Source organism: Litchfieldella xinjiangensis, assembly GCF_000759345.1.
Lineage (GTDB): Bacteria > Pseudomonadota > Gammaproteobacteria > Pseudomonadales > Halomonadaceae > Litchfieldella_A > Litchfieldella_A xinjiangensis.
The window spans coordinates 423815-441137 of the sequence record NZ_JPZL01000003.1 but is presented as its reverse complement, the minus strand read 5'-3'; the positions used below and the strand labels follow the sequence as shown (position 1 = coordinate 441137).

Below are 17323 nucleotides of genomic sequence, written 5' to 3'. Positions count from 1 at the left end.
TGGCCCTCCGCCATGCGGTCACTCATGGGCAAGACACGTTGACACCAGGGCTTGCTTCAAGCGTTGGCGTCAGCGTGTGTAAGCGATTGCCGATAAACGCTATCAGCGATTCAAGACAGACGCCTGTTGGCCATTGCCATTCGCGCTGCGCTTCGTAAGCTCGCTATTCCTGCGCGCCCCATCGCGCCGTACTGTCCAGGAGGGACCATGGCCCATCAGACCGGACTGCAGTTCACCCTGACCCTTCCCGGACAGGACGTCCTCGATCTGGCCGTCATCGAATTCACCCACCGCGAAGCGCTCTCGTCGCCCTTCGAGCTGGCCATCGAATTCGACAGCCGCGACGGCGATCTCACCCCCGAGACCTTTCTCGATCGCGCCCTGACGCTGACCGTCTGGCAGGACGGCACGGCCCTGCGCCGGGTGAACGGCATCGCCACCGAGTTCAGCCGGGGCGACCGCGGCCATCGGCGTACCTCCTATTCGCTGGTGCTGCGCCCGGCCCTGTGGCGGCTGTCGTTGCGTCACAATTCGCGCATCTTCCAGCACGTCTCGCCGCTGACCATCATCAACACCCTATGCGACGAGCGCGGTATTCGTGACGTGGCCTTCGCCGTGACCCGCGAGCCCGCCGAGCGTGAATACTGCGTGCAGTATCGCGAGACGGACCTGGCCTTCATCGAGCGCCTGGCCGCCGAAGAGGGGCTGTTCTATTTCCATGAGTTCAGTACCCAAGGGGGTGAGAGCGGCGAGGAGAGCAGCGAGGGCGTCCACCGCCTGGTGTTCGCCGACGACCCGCAGATGCTGACCGCCCTGGGCGAGCGCCGCTATCACGGCCGCGCGGGGGGCACGGCGCCAACGCGCCATGTCCGCAGACTCAAGCAGGTGGCCCGGGTCGCCCCGGCCAGCGCCACGCTCAAGGACTACTCGTTCAAGAACCCCGGCTACGCACAACTGCACGAACACGCCGGGACTGACCTTGAAACCCATGCGAAAAGAGACGATTACGAGCACTACGATTATCCCGGCCGCTTCAAGGCCGATGCCTCCGGTCAGCCATTCACGCGTATTCGCCTGGAAGCACTGCGCCGCGACGCCCTGACCTGCCGCGCCGAGAGCGACCTGCCCGAACTCGCCCCGGGGCACCGCTTCACCCTGACCGACCACGACGCCGACAGCCTCAACCGCGACTGGCAGGTAGTCGAGGTGATCCATCACGGTGAACAGCCCCAGGCCCTGGAAGAGGATGGCTTCACTCAGCCAAGCCTTCAGGGCCTGGCAGGTTCAGAAGCCATGACGCGTTATCACAACCAATTGGTGCTCACCCCCGGCGATAGCGCCTGGCGCCCCACACCTAACCCCAAGCCACGCGTCGATGGCCCCCAGGTCGCCTTCGTGGTCGGCCCCGAGGGCGAAGAGATCCACTGCGACGAGCACGGCCGGGTCAAGGTTCAGTTCCCCTGGGATCGCTATGCGGCCCCTGACGACACGGCGAGTGCCTGGATCAGGGTCAGCCAGGGCTGGGCCGGCGGCGGCTACGGCGCGATGGCGATTCCGCGCATCGGCCACGAAGTGATCGTCTCCTTCCTCGAAGGCGACCCCGACCAGCCCCTGATCACCGGGCGCACCTACCACGCCGTCAACACGCCGCCGTACCCGCTGCCCAAACACAAGACGCGCACGGTGATTCGCACCCAGAGCCACAAGGGCGAGGGCTTCAACGAATTGCGTTTCGAGGACAATGCCGGCGACGAGCAAATCTGGGTGCATGCCCAGAAAGACCTGGAACTGCTCACCAACAACGACCGCACCGAAGCAATCGGCAACGACAGCTTTCTCACTGTGCAACGCGATCGCATCAGCGAGGTCGGCGCTGACGACCATCTCACCGTTCACGGCAACCGGCACGAGAAAACCGACGGCAACCAGCACCTGATCGTTCAAGGCACGCTGCACATAAGCGCCGGCCAGGCCTGGCTGACCGAAAGCGGCCGCGAACTGCACATCAAGGCGGGCCACAAGGTGGTACTCGAAGCCGGTAGCGAACTGACGCTGAACGCCGGGGGCAGCTTCCTCAAGCTCGATGGTGGCGGCGTGACCATCGTCGGGCCCACGGTGAAGCTCAACGCCGGCGGCAGTCCCGGCTCGGGCAGTGGCCAGGCGGCTGAAAACCCGCTGCTGCCGGGCCGGGCCGTGGCGGATGGCCATGATCGGGTTGAAGGTTTCGCTCAAGAGCCCGTGCTTACAACACGCCTCAGAATCCCAGAGATCTGCGAAGAGTGCTGGCAAAAAGCTATTGCTGAGGGCCAATACGCCATTCCGGAGAACAACGCATGACCGGCAGCTGGGTGCCCGAAGCATGGGGTGAGGCCGTACCTGTTAGCGGTATACGCCGTTATGCTCTAATCGAAATGGCCGCTCTCCCACCCGCGACACGTAACGCACTTTTTGGATCGTTCGATGGTGACAGTCAGTACTGGCCCTTAATCGATGACGACAGACAACTTCACCTTAAGCGTGAAGGCCCATGGCTGCTACTGGTCAATGACCAACGTCTCAGGGAATGGCAAAACCTCGAACCACTTTCCTGTGCACTCCATGCCTGGATCGAGAGCGGACTCGAAGGAGAACAACTTGCCTCCCAGCTGGCCCCTGCCATGGTCATTGAAAACCAAGAGGGCAAGCGTTCCCTATTACGCTTCTATATCCCTGAATTGATCGAACGGCTACACGCCGAGGCCCCTGAAGAATGTCGTGATTCACTGTTCGGTGGGATTCAGCGCTGGTGGTATCGAGGCCCCAATGAATGGATGCCTCTCGCAGGTGTGTATAACCATAAGCACCTTAGTACCTGGAAGCTGAAGGTAAGCAATGACTTATGGGCAGCGCTGCACGGTGATATGGAAGTCATGAACCTGACGGCTGAATTGATTGAGAGCGCGCCTGACCTTTTCCATGACGTTTGTAGTTGCGAGCGCCCTCGCCTTGTATCCAAGGCTTTAAAGAATGCCGAGGAACAAGGACTAACTCGTGTTTCTGATCGGCGCACCTTTGCCTACCTTCAGCTGAGTCAAGGCGAAGATACCTGGGCTTCAAAAAATATGCAGGCTCTGCTAAAGCAAGCCTCCCACAGCGAAACGCCTCTCATCGACCTGCTGGAAGAAGCATACGGAGAACGAAACTAATGATTGTCAACTGGGCTTTGAATCGTTTCTTCCGCCTGGTCCCGACTTGGCTGCAAGTCTCGGCATTCGGGATTATCGCTGTCATTCTAGCTTGGCAATATATCTTCCCTTCATCAGTAAGTGGAAGCCTGGCCGGATACAACCACACTGATCGACCCATTTTCAGTTACTGGGTGAATGATAACTGGGGTGGTAATGGCGGAACGACCTGTTGCTGGACATTCAAAGGAGATAAAGCCGAGGTTAATTGGATACTTAGCATGACCGAGGAACAAAAGCGGGCAGGCATAGTGTCCGAACGGCACAGTGTAACGCTGCCCATGCCTAAGCATGCCCCTGGCGATCAATATCTCCACGTACACTTCCTTCCTGGAAATAAAGTTGATCTTCTTTGGAGCTCAGAGATCCGATCTCCGAAACTAGACAGGTACCGTGAGGAGTTTGGAAATTGATCAACCAACACCAACTTTCAACTATACAAGCTTTGAATGCACGCGCTGATAATGAACACGCCCAAGGAACAGATTGCCAAAAAAAACTTGAGATCAGCTTTTTTTTCGATGGCACAGGAAGAAACCTTGAAAAAGATCAAGCGCAGGGCAAGGTTAGCAATATAGGAAGAATCTTTTTAGCTCACCCATGGCGGAGGGATGACAAACTGAGCAATGCTTTCAGAAAACACTATTATTCCGGACTTGGCACCCCTTTCGAAGCAAGCTTTTCTGAAAATCTTCTGGGCGCAGCCCACCGCATCCCCAGCGAAGCGGAAGCCACCCGAGACGGTCAATTTCGGGATAGCATGACCGAAGCAGCCAAAAATGCCGCTTCAGGAAACCACAATGGCCGCTGGTGGGAAGTTCTCGGTAATTCATTCAGGAAAGAAATTACCCGACCCTGGAATTGGGCCAAGCAGGCAGGAAATTCGGCGGTTCGCACAGGGGTCGAGGCGATCTCTCCCATCCGCGATAACACCATAGCAGCCAACCTGCTGATGAGCGGTTCTCATACGCGCCAATCCGCAGCAATACGTGATTTTCAGAAAAGCGTGAGTGACGCACTGCAGAGCAGTCAGCTGCCTCTTTCACAGATTAGAGTGTCCGTTTTTGGCTTCGACTTCGGTGCAGCCATGGCCAAGGCCTTTGTGCGCGAATTGCTGGATGAGATTTGCGAGAGTGGGGCAAATGTCTATCGCTATGAGGGCGTAGAGGTCAAAGTCGTCTTTGTCGGGCTATTCGACTGCGTAGATCGTACCCATCCCGAGATGGGGCCGCTTGACTGGTTTCATCCGCTCACGCCAGTACTCGATGATGGGGGCGCCTTGCATCCGGCGTGCCAGCGTGTTCTACATTTGATCGCAGCTCACGAACGGCGCTTTTACCGCCGGTGCCGTCCCTTGGGTGGGCAGAACGCCAATTGGCGCGAAGAGCTCTGCCCCGGCATTAGCGAGGACATCGGCGGAGGTCTGGTTTCCGATGAACAAAAGAGTAGTGCCGAGTTGTCGCGCGCCGCGCTTCACCGTATGTACCGCCAGGCAACACGAGCAGGGGTTCCATTTCCTTCGCTAGATTTCTTGCATAGAAAAGATGTCATGACGGCGCAGTTGTTCGAGCTGAACGACAGCATCGAAGGCTACTCACTGATGGCTATGGCGAACCATTACCAGCAACAAACCTCAAGCCACCGAAGACCAATAGCGGAGAACTTTCGCTTCCATACGCTGATCTACTTGGCTTGGCTGGCTCAGCGATATCGCGATTATCGTGAAACATTAAGCATACTCGAAAGTCGCGAGGATGCACTGTCCAACCGCTACTACAACCTAACATTGGGTGTCGTGACTGCCTCACTCACCGAGAGTCGCGAGCAGTGGGAACTGGAAGAAGCAGAGCGAGCCGACATCGACGCGGGGCTCGCCGACTTGAAAGCAACATGGGGATGGCTCGAACAGGTCGATGACGAAGCCCAGGATATTCGCAGACGCTTTGCTTCAAGCGATGCCGCCACGCGGCAGCATGCACGCGCAGTGTTACGGGATCATCTTACTTTGGCCCAAAGCTGGCACCAATGGACCCGGGAACAAGCGCCTCCTGCCTTGCCTGAGCCAATCGACCTGCTTTTTTCTCACGGCTTGCATGACAAACAACCCGAAGAGATGAGTTATCGAAATCGACAAAACAGCCAGCTCACCGGTGGGTACCGATTCATGACGTGGCGGGGAGTCGATCAGCCAAGCGCTACCAGCGACGAGAGCCAGTCATCCGCTTCCTCAAGTAGTACGCATGAGACAGAGCGAGTTGTATGAGGAGCCTGCCGGAAAGCGCCAGGGAACTCCCTTGCCGCAGAACGTTTCCCCGGGCATGTTCACGCTGGAAGCTACCGAGCACTGGCGCGCAGGTTGGTGGAGCAGTGAGCAGAGGGAAGCGCTTCTGACGGAGCAGGACTTCGAACTGGATATCGGCGGCCGCCATCGGCACGAGCGCCCCGTCTACCGCAAGATCTATCACACCACTGCTGAAGACGACACCCTGGTCAGCCTCTCGGGGACACTTCACTATCGCCCGTTCCCGGACCTGACGCTGTCCCCCATCGAACTCGAGGTCGGCTGAGCCATGCAAAGCATCAAAACCTACTTCGCCAATCTTTCCCAACAGTTGGGCCTTGCCGACGAACTGATCGTTCTGTCACCCAAACGTCGGGCCGCCAAGCAGCCCATGCAACTGGGCGAAGTGCAGGAGCAAACCGAGCACTACCTGGACCTTTCCAGCGGCGCCGAAGAAGGCAAGGGTATTTTTACCGGGCTTTGGGGGTTGCTCGCATTTTACGGACTGCTGCTTATGTCACCCGTCATTTTTCAGGACTGGGGGGGAGCAGTCTATGTCTTCAAAGCCACCGCCATCATGTCCTGCATAACCAGCTTAGTTTTTCTTCTTGAGGTTTTCTGGCCCGCCTCGTCTCCCATTCGCTTTAACCGCCGCACCCGGGAGATTTATTTCCAGGACAAGGACAAACTCTACCATACCCCCTGGGATGAGGCGGTATCCTGGATGCAGGAAAGCCGCAGCGTGACCCAATATACCGGTGCCATGACCGAAACTCCGCTGGAACTGTTGCTGCAACGCTATGACCACCCCGATGAGGTCATTGCCCTGCGGCTCAACCTGCCCATGGGGCGCACAGCAGAAATCCAGGGCATGTTATGGGAATACCTGCGCTGTTATATGGAGAAAGGACCTTGGTTCGATGAGCAAGGCAAGCCTCAAATTACTTCTAACCGGGAAGCGGTCCTGGCCAAGTATCGGGAAAAACAAAAACAAGCCAAAATTGATACCGAGCATTACCGAGAATTGGTTCGGCTTGGCATCATGTCACTTGGGCGAATGCGTGCCACTGTGGCATATGATGCATTCATGTTGCCCGCAACTTTCCTCCGCGATATTACTGCTAAATATGCCCGCCTGCGTGCCGCCAGGAATCAGTGGGACCCGCTAGTGAAAGAACGCTGCCGCCCCGACGGGCCGACAACTCGTCTTTACGATCTGGAACTGGCCAGAGGACTGCATCAGGCGGTCGCTTCTGTATAGACCACCCCTTGCAGCACGACTGGGCAAGGCAAATAAAAGATATCGTAACAGGGGTAAACGTATGAGGTGCCGTCAACAGCTCGGTGTAAGAGAGGAAAAACTGCGGTTTCAGCGTCTTCTTTAGGAAAAAATAATGACAGGAAGGACGCATGCGAGCCTCGCCTTTTCCAAGCCAAGGGCAGGCTAGGCCGCATGCGCTTTTTCCTATATATGATGATCTTAACTTTTTTACCTGTATTGCTACTTTTGATAGCGATGTTGACAGGCATTATATTCCAGAGTGACTATATCACTTCCGTCCTTGTACTCATCGCCATACTCCTAGGAATTCCAGTTACGGCCATGATGGCGGTTCTCAGCATTCGCCGCTTAAACGATTTTAATACCACTGGATGGTGGGTATTGACCTCATTCCTGCCCGTTGCAGGGGTCTTGCTGGCCCTGGCTTTATTTTTTATTCCTGGCACGCCAGGAACTAATCGCTATGGGATCTCGCCAGATCCAGAAAGAAATATAATAAAGCTCTTGTGTATGCTCGCGGCCTCTTTCTTGCTAGTAGCTTTATTATTTTGGTTGTGAGCGATTCTCTTATAGCCCGGCTAGCAAAGGTAAGCAGGCTTCTCAACCAAGACGAAGGTGGCACAAGAACATCCGCTTACCAAGCCTCATCCGTACGCTGCACTAGAGAGAATAGACACATGTCGAGGGGCCAGGATGCTTGGCGCTATAACACGAGACGCATCGCTGAAATCGACGAGGGCAAGCCCCCGCCGAACGAGCTGATTTAGCGCACCACCAGGCAGTCCATGCCCTGCTGCTGCAAGCGGTCACAGGCGGTGCGGGCCTGGGTTTCTTCCAGGTCGACCAGGCGCGCGCGATAGACCTGACGCTCCGGGGATTCAGTGATCGCGACCCGGGTGGGAAGCTGGTTCTGCTCAAGGTAGTCGGCCGCCCGCGTCGCGAAGACCTGGGCCTGGCTGGCGTCGTGGAAAGCGCCAATTTGCACTGACCAGTCGCCACCCATCTCTTCCTGACCAAAGCCGTTCATCAGTGCCAGGATTGGATCCTCGGCGGAAGACGGCATCGCATCGCTCATGACATCGCTTTCGACACTGGACGTGTCGGCAGGTGCCAATGACGCGGTCATGGTGGTAACCGTCGGCGTGGTATCAGGCACTGGCATCTGCTTGGCGAAGTCGGCGATGCGATCATACTCGGCCACTGGCGCGGGGGGCATGGCGTGGATCCGCTCGACATTGCCGGAAATATCAGCCTTGGCGACCCAGTCGCTATTGTTGAGCAGCGAGGCACGCACGAAACCGCGGTCGAGCAAATCGACCATGTGGGCATCTCGTGATTGAGCAGTGAAGCCCCCCATGACCACGGCGACGATGCGCCGCCCGTTGCGGATGGCCGAGGTCGCCACGTTAAACCCCGAAGCACGGATGTATCCCGTCTTGAGACCGTCGGCCCCAGCGTAGTTGGTCAGCAGGCGATTGTGCCCGTTGTGCGTCGTGCCACGGTAAGTGAAGCGCGTTTCAGAGAAGCGATGATAATGCTGGGGAAAATCATTCATCAGACGCATCGACAGCGTCGCCAGGTCACGTGCCGTCGATACCTGGCTGGGGTCGGGCAGGCCGGAAGGATTATTGAAGTGGGTCGACATCATGCCCATGGTGCGGGCCTTGTCATTCATCATGCGGGCAAAGCCCTGCTCGGTACCGCCCAATGCTTCGGCGACGACCACGGCCACATCATTGGCCGAACGGATGATCAGGGCGGGGATCGCTTCACGGGGTGTGATGGTACTGCCGGCTCGCAGCCATAATTTCGAGGCGGGCTTGGACGCCGCGTACGACGACACCGGCATCGGCTGGTCGAGCGCAATGCGGCCCTCTTCGATGGCCTCGAACAGTAGATAGAGCGTCATCATCTTGGTCAGTGACGCCGGATAGCGAGTTGCATCGGCATTTTCGCCATGCAGCACTTCGCCACTGGCGGCATCGACCACGATCGATGCATAACGCGGATTGGCACTGACCGAAGTAGCCAATACCATGAGCATCACGAACCACATGCCCAACACCGTCAAGTGCCGGACGTCCCCACGAATCCCGGGCATCATTATTATATCCCCCACTTCCCCTGCGTTGCGCGTATTGCCTACCCTTGTATAGTGGAGTATGCCCATGAACGAGGCGCTGTCCAACCACTTCATTGGCTCGATCACGGCTTGAAAACGAGGCTATTTACGCAACGCAACATGATGTCTCGATGTACGATCGATTTTTGAACACCGTTCACCGACAAGGAAACTCCATGACGTATCGCCCCCGCCTGATCTGCCTGGCCGGCAGCGCACGCCGCGACTCGCTCAACAAGCGGCTTGCCAAGGCCGCCACTGAGGCCGCTCAGCGCCATGATGCCGACGTGAGCTTCATTGACCTGGCGGACTTTTCCATGCCGCTATACGACGGTGATCTTGAAGCCGACGGTGGCCTGCCGGACGCAGCCAAGCGCCTCAAGGCGCTCTTCCGCGAGAGCGATGGCTTCCTGATCGCCGCGCCCGAGTACAACAGTAGCTTGACGCCGCTTCTCAAGAACGCGCTGGATTGGATTTCGCGCAGTGAAACGCCCGACGAGCCCCGCCTGGTCGCCTTCCGGGGCAAGGTCGCAGCGCTGTGTGCCGCCTCGGCTGGCGCCACGGGCGGACGGCGCGGCCTGGTGGTGTTGCGCATGATGCTGGGCAACATAGGGGTGCACGTTCTTCCCGATCAGGTCACCCTGCCGCAGGCCGGCAAGGCGTTCGATGGTGAGGATCGGTTGGTCGACGAGAGCACTGCCCAATCACTGGAGGCCCTGACTGCAGAGTGGGTTCGTGTAAGCCGAGCCCTGGCCAGTGAATAACCTAATCCTATCGTATCAATTACTTCAATTATCTATAGCAATGAGAAAGAGTATCTTAGGGTAGGGAGGGAAAATCGCAGGAGACCCTTTCATGATCAAGACTGCCACCTTCGCCGTCGTCCATTTCAGCGTGGCCTTCACGGTGACCTATCTGGTGACAGGCAGTTGGGTACTGGGTGGCTTGATCGCCATGCTCGAGCCAGCAGTGAACACGGTCGCCTACTTCTTTCACGAGAAGGCCTGGGAATGTTATGCCAAGCGTCGCGCCTCGCTCTCGTCACCGTGAGGACGGCACGACCTCGAGGCTAACGGTGTAACGATAGTCCCGGTCCTCGCAGCGCAAGATCCCGCGGCAGGCAAAGGGATCGTCGACTTCCAGATACCAGGTCCCTGCCGTGAGTTCCCGCTCGATCCTGAAATTGCTCATCCTTCCGCTATGCCAATCCTGCGCCACTACCTGACCCTGAGCATCCTTCAGCTGTCCGTTGGGCCGAATGTAACCGTAGCCAGGAAACGTCTGGCTTTCGAGAACGACCTCGGCGGGCTCATCCAACGAGAACCGGAACGCATAGCGTCCCGGCATCAGAATTTCGTGCTCCTCACCCGGGGACAGCTCGATGGCCCACTTGGGCGGGCCATCGGATGAGGTCGTTGCGCAGCCTGACAGCGCCAGACTGATCGAAGCAATGATGAACCAGGCTGCACGCATATTGTCTCCAGACATCGGTGGGTTGTCAGAAACTCTGCCACTCTGCTTCTCGAGAAGCCAGCATTGCCTTACCGGGCGCCACAGCTGCAGGGAGCGTACCCAGGGGTGACGCGCTCGGCCCACCCATGCCCACGTCACGACGTTGGCGCTCGCCCAACTGGAATACTTCCATCGCCTCGAGCAATTGGCGGGCCCGCTGGCGCAGGTTCTCGGCGGCAGAGGCACTCTGCACCACTAGCGTCGAGTTCTGTTGAGTGACCTGATCCATCTGGGTCACCGCCTCCCCGACCTGCGCCACCCCAATACTTTGCTCTGCACTGGCATGGCTGATATCGCCGACCAACTGTGTAACGCGCTCGATCGCGACCACGATTTCCTCGGTAGTATGCCCGGCCTGGGCGACCAGTTGGTTGCCTTTCTCGACACGCTCCAGGTTACCGCTGATCAAGGAATTGATCTCCCCTGCTGCCTCGGCACTTCGCTGGGCCAGATTGCGCACTTCGCTGGCCACCACTGCAAACCCACGGCCATGCTCGCCTGCACGGGCCGCTTCGACCGAGGCATTGAGCGCCAGGATATTGGTCTGGAAGGCGATGTCGTCAATCATGGTGATGATCGCGGCGATCTCCTTGGAGCGATTGTCCAAGTCCTGCATGGTTACCACGACCTCGCCCATGAGGGTGCCTCCCTTCCGGGCGATACCGGTCGCCTTGGCCGCCTCGTCACTGGCCAGTTTCGCATTGTCGGCATTCTGGCGAACCGTGCTGCCCAGTTCTTCCATTGCCGAGGCCGTTTCAGCCAGGGCACTGGCCTGCTGCTCGGTCCGTGAAGCCAGGTCACCATTTCCCGCGGCAATCTGCTCACTGTTGCTGGCTACTGAATCGGCCGTGTCACGGACACGCGACACCGTCATCTGCAGCTGTTCCGCCATCGCCCCCATACTCGCCATGATGCTGTAACGGTCGCCGCGGCGTAGGCGCCCTTTCACACCAAGCTCACCGCGCCCCACGGCTTCCGCGAAAGCCTTGACCTCGGCGGGCTCGGCACCCAATTCACGCAGCAGTAATCGCGTCAGCAGCAAGGCAACCAAGGCGCCGATGACTGCGGCCGCCGTGCAGAGCGCCAGCATGAATATCTGGAAACCACTGGCGATATCCCGGGCAGCGGCAGTTTCGGCCTCGTTGAGGCGTTCCTGTAAATCGATGAAGACATTGATGGATGCCAGCCAAGCACTGAAGGCAGGGGCCGCCTGGTCCAGCAGCAGGCGTCGTGCCGCATCGACGTCCCCTGCCAGACGCAGGTCGATCACCTGGCTCAAGAGGGGCAAGGTGCGCTGCTCGATCGCAGCGATCTCGGCCAGGGCACTACGCTCTTCCGCCAGGTTCTCGCTGCCGGGCCCGAACATCTCACCCATGCCGATTGCGGCCTGTCGATAGTTCTCGGCGAGACGCTCGATATCGTCCAGAACGACTTCCAGTGCTGCCGAGTCCTCGACCAGGGTCACGTCGCGCAGGGCGATGGCCCGGTCATGGACACTGCCACGGAAGTCGATGGCGTGACGCTGCTTGACGCTATTGATGTCATTGATGGTCGTCAGCCCCTCGTCGATGCCGTTGACCTGTCGAATTCCCATGGCGGTAAGAATCACCATGAGCAGTATTACGGTGGAAAAGCCGGCCAGTAGGCGAGCGCGGATACTCATTCCCGATAGGAATCTGGTGAAAGCGTTGTTCATGCCTGCGTCCCTTGTCGATGCGATTGTTGTCTGCGGCCATCTCGTCAAGCCAGGCCATGAACAAACCTTAACTCTTTGTATGGTTTATGTACAAGTATTTCGCATTTCTTGTACAAGCACACCAAGGGCCAAGGATCGCGCTTCTTGCCCATGACATGGCTGGGCAAGCACCAAGTTTGATTAGGTGGCCAGAATATTTGTACAAGTATTGGCTGACACAGACTGACCAGGTCGTTACGCTAGGCTGATCCAATATAGGAACTCGCCATGCCACGCCTCAGCCTCCTCGCGGTCTGCCTATTGCTCACCCTGGCTACAGCTTTGCCAGCCTCGGCACGCATGTACGATGAAAAGGCCGTGGAAAACCTCGGAAGTTGGCGCTCGATGATTCTCGTGCGCGGCGAAACCCGTCTCTTTCGGGCCGTCAACGAGGCCGACAATCCTGATGCCGCACTGTCTGTCGTCTTCGTGCCCGGACACTGCCGGCCACAGCTGGAGTTGCGTGTGGAAATGCACGACGAGGTCGATGAAACCGAGACGCTACCGGCGGATCCAGCTGCGTTCCGGGTGGATCATGCGCCGCTTCATGACGCAACGGTCACGCTCACTCGCGAACCCGGCGATAGCGGTGCGTATGCCCGGTTCCAATTCCTGGAGAGCTATCGCCTCGTTCATGAACTGGGACTTGGAGAGATCCTGCGCGTGAAGATGGGCGGAAACCCACCGTGGTATCTGGTGTTCAGTCTGGCGGGGGCATCGGCATCGATCGAGCGGGCGGCACGGCTATGCCATCACACCCTGAGCGAGGGCGCGAACGCGCTTGAGGAAGGCACGGAATTCGAAGGGGCGAAAGAATGAACTCAGGGCGCCATTAACTTCAGGCGCCCCGGGGATCACTTCGTCTTGAACAACTGTTCGTCGCGGTTCTTGAACGCCTTGAACTCCAGCGCATTGCCGGACGGATCGTAGAAGAACATCGTGGCCTGCTCGCCCGGCTCACCCTTGAAGCGAATGTAGGGTTCGATCTCGAACTTGACGCCACTGGTCCGCAGCTTGTCGGCCAGCGCTTCCCATGCAGGCATGTCGAGGACCACCCCGAAATGCGGCACCGGCACGCCGTGGCCGTCGACCGGATTCTTGTGGCTAGCCACCCCGGTCTCCTTGAGCGCCGGGTTCAGGTGGCAGACGAATTGATGGCCATACAGATTGAAGTCGACCCACTGCTCCGAGGAGCGGCCTTCGGGGCAGCCCAGGAACTCGCCGTAGAATTGTCTCGCCTCGGCCAGATCGTGGACCTGCACGGCCAGGTGGAAGGGGTCCGATACGCTCATGCCATTCTCCTCAGTGATATTTGTTAGGGGCAACCTGCAAGATATCACCACGCCGACCGATCGTCCCCCCTTGCGGCCGAGCTAGGCCGCCTTCGCCGCGGTGTCGAGCCTGACTCCTGCCGCTGAGTTAATGCTTTGCCTGACTCATATCTGCTGCCGCCACCGGCTCTCGATGGTCTCGGGTTCGGTCGGCCCGTAAAGGGCACTTGCCTGGCCTCGGTAACTCGCCCAGAGTTGGTCGCCATAGTCGAAATGCCACCACTCGCTGGGCAGGTTGGTGAAGCCCTGGGCGGTCATGGCGTGATAGAGCACACGGCGATAGTCACGAGCGAGTCGCTGGCGCTCATCGAGGGTTACGAGGCCTTCGAGATAGCTGCTATGCGAGGCGAGCGTGGCCTCGTCGAATTGCGAGCCCATATCGAGCATCAAGCCGTCCTCATCGCAGAGCGTCACATCGACAGCCCCGCCGGTCAGGTGCGGGCTGGGTGCCTCGGGATCGCGGCTGGGGAGCGCCACGAACTCCCGGGTACGCTCGATAAGAGCCTCCTCGTCCAGCTCGGGGTCTTGCGCCTTGATGATTTCATACAGCGTATCGTACAGGTATTGCTGCACGCGCCAGGGGCGCCAGCCATCGAGCACCACCAGCCCCATGCCGGGCGGCAGGGCGCGGGCCGCCGCCAACAAGCGACGATAGACGCCTTCACGCACATAGCATTCCGGTACTGCGCCGGGAATGCCCTGCTTGGCGTAGGCCGGAAAGACCCGGACCAGCGAAGGAGCAAGACTCATGGGGACGATCGGCTCGTTATGACCCTCAATGGGCAGGCGGCTGACCATTTCCCAGTCCGGCTCGGCCAGGCTCGGGATGGAAGGAAACCAATCAAGATCACGGGAAGGGATTGAGGAATTCGCCATCATTATTCATCCAAGCAGGGTCGGCAGCCAAAGCGTCAGGGAAGGAAAAAGAATCAACAGGATCAGGACAAAAACGGCGATGAGAACAAATGGCCAAATCGTCTTGAATAGCTCCACGATTTCCAGGCGGCTCACAGCGGCAGCCACGAACACGCAGGCGCCCATCGGTGGAGTTATTAATGCAATGGTGATGTTCAGGGTAATGATGATGCCCAGGTGGACCGGATCAATACCAGCCAACATCGCTACAGGGGCGAGGATCGGGGTCAATAGCATCAACGCCGAGACCTCTTCCATGAACATGCCTGTAACGAAGGTAATCGCGCTTAGCATCAGCAAAATTACAATCGGGCTGTCGATGTAGGGGGACAACAACTCGACAAACTGGGCGGGAACCTGCTCATAAGACAGCAACCAGCTGATCGTGGCCGAGGCTGCCATGATCAAAAAGATCGCTGAAGACAGGCGTGCCGTATCGGCAATGGCTCGCCAAATGTCTGAGATTTGCAGGTTGCCGAGAACGAAGCCACATAATGCAACATACAGCACCGTCAAGGCACCCGATTCTGTCGGCGTGACGAACCCCATTACGATCCCGGCAACGATAATAAACGGCGCTACCAAGGCCGGTAGAGCTGCCACTGCGGCCTTGGCCAGGTCACCCAGGGCCGGCCAGCAGCCGTTCTTTGGCAGTCCCTTGCGCCAGGCATAAAAAGCATTCATTGCCATGAATGCCGTACCTAGGACCAAGCCTGGAACGACACCGGCCAGGAACAGGTCACCCACCGACGTATTGGTCAGCGAGGCATAGAGGATCATAAAGATGCTGGGAGGAATGATCGGGCCTATCAATGAGCTACCCGCGGTGAGTCCGGCCGCGAATGCCGTGGAATAACCCTCCTTCCGCATAGAGGGGACCAGCAGCGAGCCTAGCGCCGACGTATCTGCAACGGCAGAGCCATTGACCCCGGCAAAGAATACACTCGAGACCACATTGACATGTCCCATCCCACCCCGCAGATGCCCGACCAGCAGGCGAGCCAGCCCCATCAGGCGCTCTGTCAGGCTGCTCACGTTCATCAGGTTGCCAGCCAGAATGAACAGCGGAATCGCCATCAATGAAAAAGCATTGATCCCGCCAAAGAACTGCTGCGGCATCATGCGTGGGATCATTGAGGGATCCACGAACAGGAAACCCACCAGGGCGGTCGTGAGCAGGGCAAGAAAGAGCGGCAGACCCAGCAGGACATGCACCAGGAAGACACCTAGCATGACAAGAGTCATACGGCCTCCTCCGTCTGCGTAGGCAACGGTGCAGGGCCATACCAGAGTACATGCCAGGACAGTAGCGCGAAGCCCACCGGCAGCGACATCATGGGAATGGTACGACTGATCCCTAGCCCCGAACTGGTGAACATGGCCACCGACTGGGCGTAGTTGTAACTGATGACTGTGCCAGCCACAGCCAGACCCAGCGTCAACAACCATTGATATATGTTGAGCACACGGCAGAGCGTGGCCGGCAGTAGGCGCTCGATCAACGCTACGCGCATGTGTCCACCTTCAACCCAGACTGCGCCGGCCGCCAGCAGGACGCTACCAATGATCAGGTAGCGGGCCAGCTCATCGGTCCAGATTGGCGCACCACCCACCAAGTAGCGCATGAATACGCCATAAAGAATGACGGCCAGGTCAATGAACAGCAAAACGCTGGCAATGGACAGCGACAGTGGCCGACTGACAACCAGCACTCGTGAACGAAACGAAGTCATGACACACTCTGAATTACGAAAGTGGAAGACAGGGCGCCACCGCCCTGCCCGGATACGTTTCGCGAATACTGCTTATTGCATCAGATGGGTCATGCCTGCGTCTTCCAGCGCCATATCGATCCAGCGCTGCTCGATGCCTTGCTGCTCCAACCACTCCAGATAGGCTGGCTGGCCTTGCTCGCGGAAGGCCTCTAGGTCCTTCTGGGAGGGACGAATGACTTCCATCCCCTGCTCCTCGAGGTAGGCAATGCGTTCGTCGACCTTCGCTTCATTGTGTTCCCGGGCCATGGCGTTGGCCTCGGCAACAGCGTCCAGGAACGCTTGGCGTGTCTGTTCATCCCAACTTGCGAGCATCTCGCCGTTGCCAACCAGGAACTGGTCCGAATACTGGATATTGGCAAGTGTCAGGTAATCCTGAACTTCGTAGAGGCTCCCCAGGATGATGTACATGGGAGGGTTCATCTGGCCATCGGCTACACCCGTCCGCAGTGCCATATAGACCTCCGTCCAAGGAATCGGCGTACCTGAGGCCCCGAACGCTTCATAGAGAGCGACCTGGCTGGGGTCCATCGCCCGGAAGCGCAGTCCTTCGAAGTCCGTGGGCGAATGGATAGGCCGCTCGTCATTGGTGAACGCCAGGAAGCCGCCCTCCTCGACGACAGCCAGCAGCTCGGCCCCGGTGCGTTCACGCAGCGCATTCTCCACTTCGCTCCAGTACTGGCCTTCGTCAAAGAAGGTGCGTGCAGCATCGAAGTCCTCAAACAGGAACGGAATCGCGCTGACGTAGACTTCGGGCATCAAAGGTGAAATACCGGCAAATGAGGCGATATTCAGGCTAGGTGTACTGATGACCTGCTCCATGCGTGCGTCTTCTTCACCCAGCATGCTGTTGGGATACAGCTTTAGCTGAATCTCCCCGTCGGTCTTGTCCTCGACGAGCTCCTTGAGGTTGGTTGCAAAGACATGCACTGCATTCTTGTCGGGATCAGGTGCACCATTATAGCTCAAGTTTACGGTTGTTTCGGCATAGGCGAAACCTCCCAACATGGCCATACCCAACACACCGGAAGAGGCCAGGAATTTCAGCGGAAAACGGGAAGTAAATGACATGATTGTCTCCTTGTTGTTGTTACGAGTCGCTGCTGTACAGCGATGTGATCGTGCGGTGAAACTGCAGGCTATTCATTG

General features: G+C 58.2%; 18 protein-coding genes. 10 read left to right on the top strand and 8 right to left on the bottom strand.

Going from position 1 to position 17323, the window contains the following annotated elements; genetic code table 11:
• Window positions 1-207: 207 nt before the first annotated feature.
• From JH15_RS14275 to JH15_RS14250, 7 genes are all read left to right on the top strand, one after another.
• Window positions 208-2337, top strand: a complete 2130-nt coding sequence (locus tag JH15_RS14275) for a type VI secretion system Vgr family protein (protein ID WP_043531454.1) — start codon at window positions 208-210, stop codon at window positions 2335-2337.
• A complete protein-coding gene (locus tag JH15_RS14270; protein WP_043531452.1) occupies window positions 2334-3185 on the top strand; it encodes a DUF4123 domain-containing protein in 852 nt (283 codons plus the stop codon). The genes JH15_RS14275 and JH15_RS14270 overlap by 4 nt, the downstream gene beginning before the upstream one ends.
• Complete coding sequence (locus JH15_RS18645) at window positions 3185-3637, top strand: DUF3304 domain-containing protein (protein WP_081949041.1); 453 nt, start codon at window positions 3185-3187, stop codon at window positions 3635-3637. Before JH15_RS14270 ends, JH15_RS18645 begins: the two co-directional genes overlap by 1 nt.
• Complete coding sequence (locus tag JH15_RS14265; protein ID WP_052384133.1) at window positions 3634-5487, top strand: DUF2235 domain-containing protein; 1854 nt, start codon at window positions 3634-3636, stop codon at window positions 5485-5487. The genes JH15_RS18645 and JH15_RS14265 overlap by 4 nt, the downstream gene beginning before the upstream one ends.
• Window positions 5465-5791, top strand: coding sequence for a hypothetical protein (locus JH15_RS14260; RefSeq protein WP_156105326.1), 327 nt, complete (start codon window positions 5465-5467; stop codon window positions 5789-5791). The genes JH15_RS14265 and JH15_RS14260 overlap by 23 nt, the downstream gene beginning before the upstream one ends.
• A 3-nt stretch (window positions 5792-5794) precedes the next feature.
• Window positions 5795-6766 (top strand): DUF6708 domain-containing protein, encoded by a 972-nt coding sequence (locus JH15_RS14255; protein WP_043531448.1) that lies wholly within the window; start codon window positions 5795-5797, stop codon window positions 6764-6766.
• 66 nt (window positions 6767-6832) lie between these two features.
• The gene (locus JH15_RS14250; RefSeq protein WP_269319798.1) at window positions 6833-7345 is read left to right on the top strand and encodes a DUF805 domain-containing protein; all 513 of its coding nucleotides are present in this window, start codon (window positions 6833-6835) and stop codon (window positions 7343-7345) included.
• A gap of 205 nt (window positions 7346-7550) precedes the next feature.
• On the opposite strand, the gene JH15_RS14245 is transcribed toward JH15_RS14250, so the two are convergent.
• Window positions 7551-8891, bottom strand: a complete 1341-nt coding sequence (locus JH15_RS14245; RefSeq protein ID WP_331280880.1) for a D-alanyl-D-alanine carboxypeptidase — start codon at window positions 8889-8891, stop codon at window positions 7551-7553.
• 194 nt (window positions 8892-9085) lie between these two features.
• On the opposite strand from JH15_RS14245, the gene JH15_RS14240 reads away from it, so the two are divergent.
• Both JH15_RS14240 and JH15_RS14235 read left to right on the top strand, forming a co-directional pair.
• The gene (locus JH15_RS14240) at window positions 9086-9673 is read left to right on the top strand and encodes an NADPH-dependent FMN reductase (RefSeq protein WP_043531445.1); all 588 of its coding nucleotides are present in this window, start codon (window positions 9086-9088) and stop codon (window positions 9671-9673) included.
• 91 nt (window positions 9674-9764) lie between these two features.
• A complete protein-coding gene (locus JH15_RS14235) occupies window positions 9765-9959 on the top strand; it encodes a DUF2061 domain-containing protein (protein ID WP_043531443.1) in 195 nt (64 codons plus the stop codon).
• Here the strand turns inward: JH15_RS14235 and JH15_RS14230 are convergent.
• On the bottom strand, window positions 9951-10382 hold the full coding sequence (locus JH15_RS14230) for a hypothetical protein (RefSeq protein ID WP_043531441.1): 432 nt from the start codon (window positions 10380-10382) through the stop codon (window positions 9951-9953). The two genes, JH15_RS14235 and JH15_RS14230, sit on opposite strands and share 9 nt — an antisense overlap.
• Before the next feature lie 25 nt (window positions 10383-10407).
• Window positions 10408-12117 (bottom strand): methyl-accepting chemotaxis protein, encoded by a 1710-nt coding sequence (locus tag JH15_RS14225; RefSeq protein WP_043531439.1) that lies wholly within the window; start codon window positions 12115-12117, stop codon window positions 10408-10410.
• A gap of 267 nt (window positions 12118-12384) precedes the next feature.
• On the opposite strand from JH15_RS14225, the gene JH15_RS14220 reads away from it, so the two are divergent.
• A complete protein-coding gene (locus JH15_RS14220) occupies window positions 12385-12975 on the top strand; it encodes a hypothetical protein (protein WP_043531437.1) in 591 nt (196 codons plus the stop codon).
• A 35-nt stretch (window positions 12976-13010) separates the two neighbouring features.
• Here the strand turns inward: JH15_RS14220 and JH15_RS14215 are convergent, their stop codons facing one another.
• The 5 genes from JH15_RS14215 to dctP form a co-directional block, all read right to left on the bottom strand.
• Window positions 13011-13448: a VOC family protein gene (locus JH15_RS14215; RefSeq protein ID WP_043531435.1), complete on the bottom strand. Its 438-nt coding sequence runs from the start codon at window positions 13446-13448 to the stop codon at window positions 13011-13013.
• 144 nt (window positions 13449-13592) lie between these two features.
• Window positions 13593-14363: a M15 family metallopeptidase gene (locus tag JH15_RS14210; protein ID WP_331280879.1), complete on the bottom strand. Its 771-nt coding sequence runs from the start codon at window positions 14361-14363 to the stop codon at window positions 13593-13595.
• Between the two features lie 6 nt (window positions 14364-14369).
• On the bottom strand, window positions 14370-15647 hold the full coding sequence (locus tag JH15_RS14205) for a TRAP transporter large permease (RefSeq protein ID WP_043531433.1): 1278 nt from the start codon (window positions 15645-15647) through the stop codon (window positions 14370-14372).
• Window positions 15644-16135: a TRAP transporter small permease gene (locus tag JH15_RS14200; RefSeq protein ID WP_052384132.1), complete on the bottom strand. Its 492-nt coding sequence runs from the start codon at window positions 16133-16135 to the stop codon at window positions 15644-15646. Before JH15_RS14200 ends, JH15_RS14205 begins: the two co-directional genes overlap by 4 nt.
• Window positions 16136-16207: 72 nt before the next feature.
• The gene (gene dctP / locus JH15_RS14195) at window positions 16208-17182 is read right to left on the bottom strand and encodes a TRAP transporter substrate-binding protein DctP (protein WP_231566453.1); all 975 of its coding nucleotides are present in this window, start codon (window positions 17180-17182) and stop codon (window positions 16208-16210) included.
• Window positions 17183-17323 lie beyond the last annotated feature (141 nt).

Excerpts from the sequence above, each read along its gene's own strand:
- JH15_RS14275 (WP_043531454.1), top strand. The coding sequence starts at position 208 with ATGGCCCATCAGACCGGACTGCAGTTCACCCTGACCCTTCCCGGACAG.
- JH15_RS14270 (WP_043531452.1), top strand. The coding sequence starts at position 2,334 with ATGACCGGCAGCTGGGTGCCCGAAGCATGGGGTGAGGCCGTACCTGTT.
- JH15_RS18645 (WP_081949041.1), top strand. The coding sequence starts at position 3,185 with ATGATTGTCAACTGGGCTTTGAATCGTTTCTTCCGCCTGGTCCCGACT.
- JH15_RS14260 (WP_156105326.1), top strand. The coding sequence starts at position 5,465 with ATGAGACAGAGCGAGTTGTATGAGGAGCCTGCCGGAAAGCGCCAGGGA.
- JH15_RS14255 (WP_043531448.1), top strand. The coding sequence starts at position 5,795 with ATGCAAAGCATCAAAACCTACTTCGCCAATCTTTCCCAACAGTTGGGC.
- JH15_RS14245 (WP_331280880.1), bottom strand. The coding sequence starts at position 8,891 with ATGATGCCCGGGATTCGTGGGGACGTCCGGCACTTGACGGTGTTGGGC.
- JH15_RS14240 (WP_043531445.1), top strand. The coding sequence starts at position 9,086 with ATGACGTATCGCCCCCGCCTGATCTGCCTGGCCGGCAGCGCACGCCGC.
- JH15_RS14235 (WP_043531443.1), top strand. The coding sequence starts at position 9,765 with ATGATCAAGACTGCCACCTTCGCCGTCGTCCATTTCAGCGTGGCCTTC.
- JH15_RS14230 (WP_043531441.1), bottom strand. The coding sequence starts at position 10,382 with ATGCGTGCAGCCTGGTTCATCATTGCTTCGATCAGTCTGGCGCTGTCA.
- JH15_RS14225 (WP_043531439.1), bottom strand. The coding sequence starts at position 12,117 with ATGAACAACGCTTTCACCAGATTCCTATCGGGAATGAGTATCCGCGCT.
- JH15_RS14220 (WP_043531437.1), top strand. The coding sequence starts at position 12,385 with ATGCCACGCCTCAGCCTCCTCGCGGTCTGCCTATTGCTCACCCTGGCT.
- JH15_RS14215 (WP_043531435.1), bottom strand. The coding sequence starts at position 13,448 with ATGAGCGTATCGGACCCCTTCCACCTGGCCGTGCAGGTCCACGATCTG.
- JH15_RS14210 (WP_331280879.1), bottom strand. The coding sequence starts at position 14,363 with ATGGCGAATTCCTCAATCCCTTCCCGTGATCTTGATTGGTTTCCTTCC.
- JH15_RS14205 (WP_043531433.1), bottom strand. The coding sequence starts at position 15,647 with ATGACTCTTGTCATGCTAGGTGTCTTCCTGGTGCATGTCCTGCTGGGT.
- JH15_RS14200 (WP_052384132.1), bottom strand. The coding sequence starts at position 16,135 with ATGACTTCGTTTCGTTCACGAGTGCTGGTTGTCAGTCGGCCACTGTCG.
- dctP (WP_231566453.1), bottom strand. The coding sequence starts at position 17,182 with ATGTTGGGAGGTTTCGCCTATGCCGAAACAACCGTAAACTTGAGCTAT.